Genomic DNA, 3296 nt, shown 5'->3' with positions numbered 1-3296 from the left:
TCATTGCCTTCTAAATCGTCGTCTCCTTGCCCTCCCCGCAGGATATCGTTCCCGAACCCTCCGAAGATCAGGTCATTTCCGGCGTCGCCCCTAACTACGTCGTTGCCATCATTTCCATCCAGGCGATCGTCATCTTTCCCGCCGTAAATTATGTCATTTCCGCCGCCACCACCGATAATATCATTGCCATTATTTCCTAACAGACGTTCGTTGGAATCCGATGAACCTCCTATAGTATCGTTGCCATCAAGTCCCCAAACTCCCCAGGGAAAAGAGGACAAATTTCCATTCCCTACGTTAATCTCATCGGGTGTAGCGAATGCTAAAAGACGTGGCCCGCCGCCAGCAAATACAGGAAATCCTGCCACATCGCTGATAAGATTGTTAACCGTTAAAGCCATAACTATGTCCTTTAAAAAATCCTGCTACCTGTATTATACATTTTAATTATTCCATTGCCAAATAGCAAGGATGTTTGAATTTTGATCGCAACTTTTATTTCCTCAATTAATTACAAGCAACCTGCTGGTCTATAGTTAATTACAATTACCAATACTTCGCCTACGCGAGCGTATAAGCTATCAATTCCCAGTTCCCAATTCCCAATTACCAGGGCTGTGCTTCATTCAACCCAAACCTGCTCTAGATCTCGCATCATAGTCAAATAGCATTAGTTGCTGACACTATCCGCTACTGTGTACCGCTTATAATGGGTGTTACCCCCCAGGCGGTAAACACGTTAATATCACCTATAACGTCGAGACTGAGAGGTTGTTTGTGAATAAAAGTAAAAGTCCCTGGGCCCATCGTCCGAGAAAAAACCCAGTTTCCCATACCCATACACAAACTTTACAAACAGGATCTAAGTTCTTTACAAAGCCATAATCGCCGATCGCTAATATTTTTTGGCAAAATCCACTGCTTTCAGGTGTTTTACTCATGTCTACTCCTAAATCGTCTTCCCATCAAAACAACAACTCCGTAAAATCACTGCCAGCGACAGATATCGTCCCAACAAAGCAAGACAGTAACAATCTGCCCAGCGAACCAAGTATAGAACAGCTACTGGAAGCTTTGGCGGGCCAAGTACCCAGTCAATCTTCTGAAATTGAACTCTTGAAAACGTGGAAACAAGATTTACAGCGATTGTTTCAATTTCTCGGCGACCGCCGCGTTTTAATCGCAGTAATGCAACCAGGAACTTTTGCCCTGCGGTACGCTAACGCAGCATTTTGCCGCTGGGCAGGTTGGGAGGAAACGTCCTTGGCAACTAAATCTACCAACGGTTTGTTTGCAGAAACCGACATCACTCTGCTGCAACTGTTCGAGGATGGGGACGGCAAAACAGTAGAACAATTGTACCACCGCCATCTTTTGCACTGGGTATTTAAGCAATATTATCAAATTGACATCGACGGTTTGCGGGTGCTAGACGAACCTGTCACGGCGAGTGTAAAAAAACCCAAACACCGAGAGCCCAGATTTATAGAATTTTGGCTGGGTTCGGAACAGTTAAAAATTACTCGAATTGACTCAAAAATAGATGAATTTGCGGATATTTCTTTAAGATTAATGCCTGTTGCGGAACGGGAAGCTTGGCTGATGCAGCCGAATCAACTGGAAAATTTAGCCGATAGATTGCAGTTGGATAATTATCGCGTAGAAGGTTTGCTGCTGCTAGAAGGTTTTGATGTCACTGTGCAGGAGCAAATTCGGCGGCTGACTCAGTTATTGATCGATCAAGATTCGATGCTGCGGCCAGACAAATTTGAGAAAATCGATCGGTGTTTGCGATCGCTCTTCAATGCTGACGGCACTTTGTTGCTGCGCCCCGACGGCGATCAGGTACAGCTATTAGTTGCAAAAGACGGTCAACATTTGCAGCCGATTCTTTATTCAATGCACTCCCTAGAAGCTTCTAACTTTTTGAAGGCCACAGCAGCAAATCAAGTTTGGAATGTGCCAGACTTGCGTAGGGAGTGCGAAACCGAGTGCGATCGAACTTTGCGGAGAATGGGAACTCGATCGATGCTGCTGGTGCCCCTGGTAGTCAAATCCGTCACCCGTGAGGGGTGCGGGCAGCGGATTTTGGGAGTCGTGGGGCTGTTGTGCGATCGGCCCAATCACTTTAACGGCATTGACGCTCAACACGCCCAAGAGCTCATTCCCGCCTTCATTGCAGCCCTGCGGCAAGCCATCCAGGAGCGGTTTACCCACATTCACAACATCCACCCCGCAGTCGAGTGGCGGTTCGCCCAAGAAGCAGAAAGGCGAAGTTGGGGACTACCTCCAGAAACAATCGTATTTGCTGACGTTCATCCGCTGTACGGAATTTCGGACATTCGCGGTTCTAGCGACGAAAGAAACCGAGCCATTCAAACTGATTTGCTGGAACAATTTCGCTTAGCTTTAGTCATAGCTGATGCTGTTTGCCAAACACAAACTACCCACCTCGGCGAGCAACTGCGGCTCGACTTGCTCGACTACATCCAGCATTTAAAACAAAAAGTAACAGTCGATATGGAGGTGCGAGCCGCCGAGTATTTAAACGAGCATTTAGAAGTATATTTTGACTATTTTGTGCAGTGCGGGCCCAAGGTTCAGGAAGCTGTTAAAGCTTACCAGGCAGCCTGTGAAAATGAACATAACTGCGTTTACAGCGATCGCAACCGCTACGACCAAATGCTGAACTTAATCAGCACCAAACTCCAAGAAACTTGGGCCCGCTGGCAAGAAAAAATGCAGCAAATTTTGCCCCACTACTGCGACATCGAATGCACCGATGGCATGGATCACATGATTTATGTAGGAAAAGCGATCGATCCTAAATTTAGCCAGTTTCACCTGCACAGTTTGCGGTATGAACAACTGCGAGCAATTTGCGACTGCGGTCGCACAATTTTTCGCCTGCAAGCCGAGTCTCAAATTAACATGGAACTCGCACATTTAGTCTTAGTGCAGAATACCACGATCGACATTTTTCACAACGAAAATACCGAAAAAATGTTTGATGTCAAAGGCACTCGCGACATCCGCTACGAACTTGTCAAAAAGCGGATTGAAAAAGCCGTGGACAAAGATGCACAAGAGCGAATTACCCAGTCAGGGATGTTGACTGTTGTTTATTCCACCGAGGAGGAGTGGGAAGAATATCAGCAATACTTGCGCTACTTGTCTCGCGAAGGTTGGGTAGAGTCCAAAGTTCAGACGGGCATGGTAGAATCACAACAAGGAGTCAGCGGTTTAAAATTCGCCCGCGTGCGTATTTTGCCTGAACCGGAATCTATTTCTACTAT

2 protein-coding genes are annotated in these 3296 nt (G+C 46.4%); one reads left to right on the top strand and one right to left on the bottom strand.

Annotated elements, in window-relative coordinates; genetic code table 11:
- A partial coding sequence (locus QUA38_RS28125; RefSeq protein WP_445305128.1) for a calcium-binding protein occupies nucleotides 1–401 on the bottom strand: 401 nt, incomplete at its 3' end.
- A 538-nt stretch (nucleotides 402–939) separates the two neighbouring features.
- On the opposite strand from QUA38_RS28125, the gene QUA38_RS28120 reads away from it, so the two are divergent.
- Nucleotides 940–3296, top strand: a 2357-nt coding sequence (locus tag QUA38_RS28120) for a GAF domain-containing protein (RefSeq protein ID WP_333167685.1), incomplete at its 3' end; no start/stop codon positions are given.

It is taken from the genome of Microcoleus sp. Pol12B4 (assembly GCF_036701385.1).
Lineage (GTDB): Bacteria > Cyanobacteriota > Cyanobacteriia > Cyanobacteriales > Microcoleaceae > Microcoleus.
This window is presented reverse-complemented; position numbering and strand designations above follow the sequence as displayed.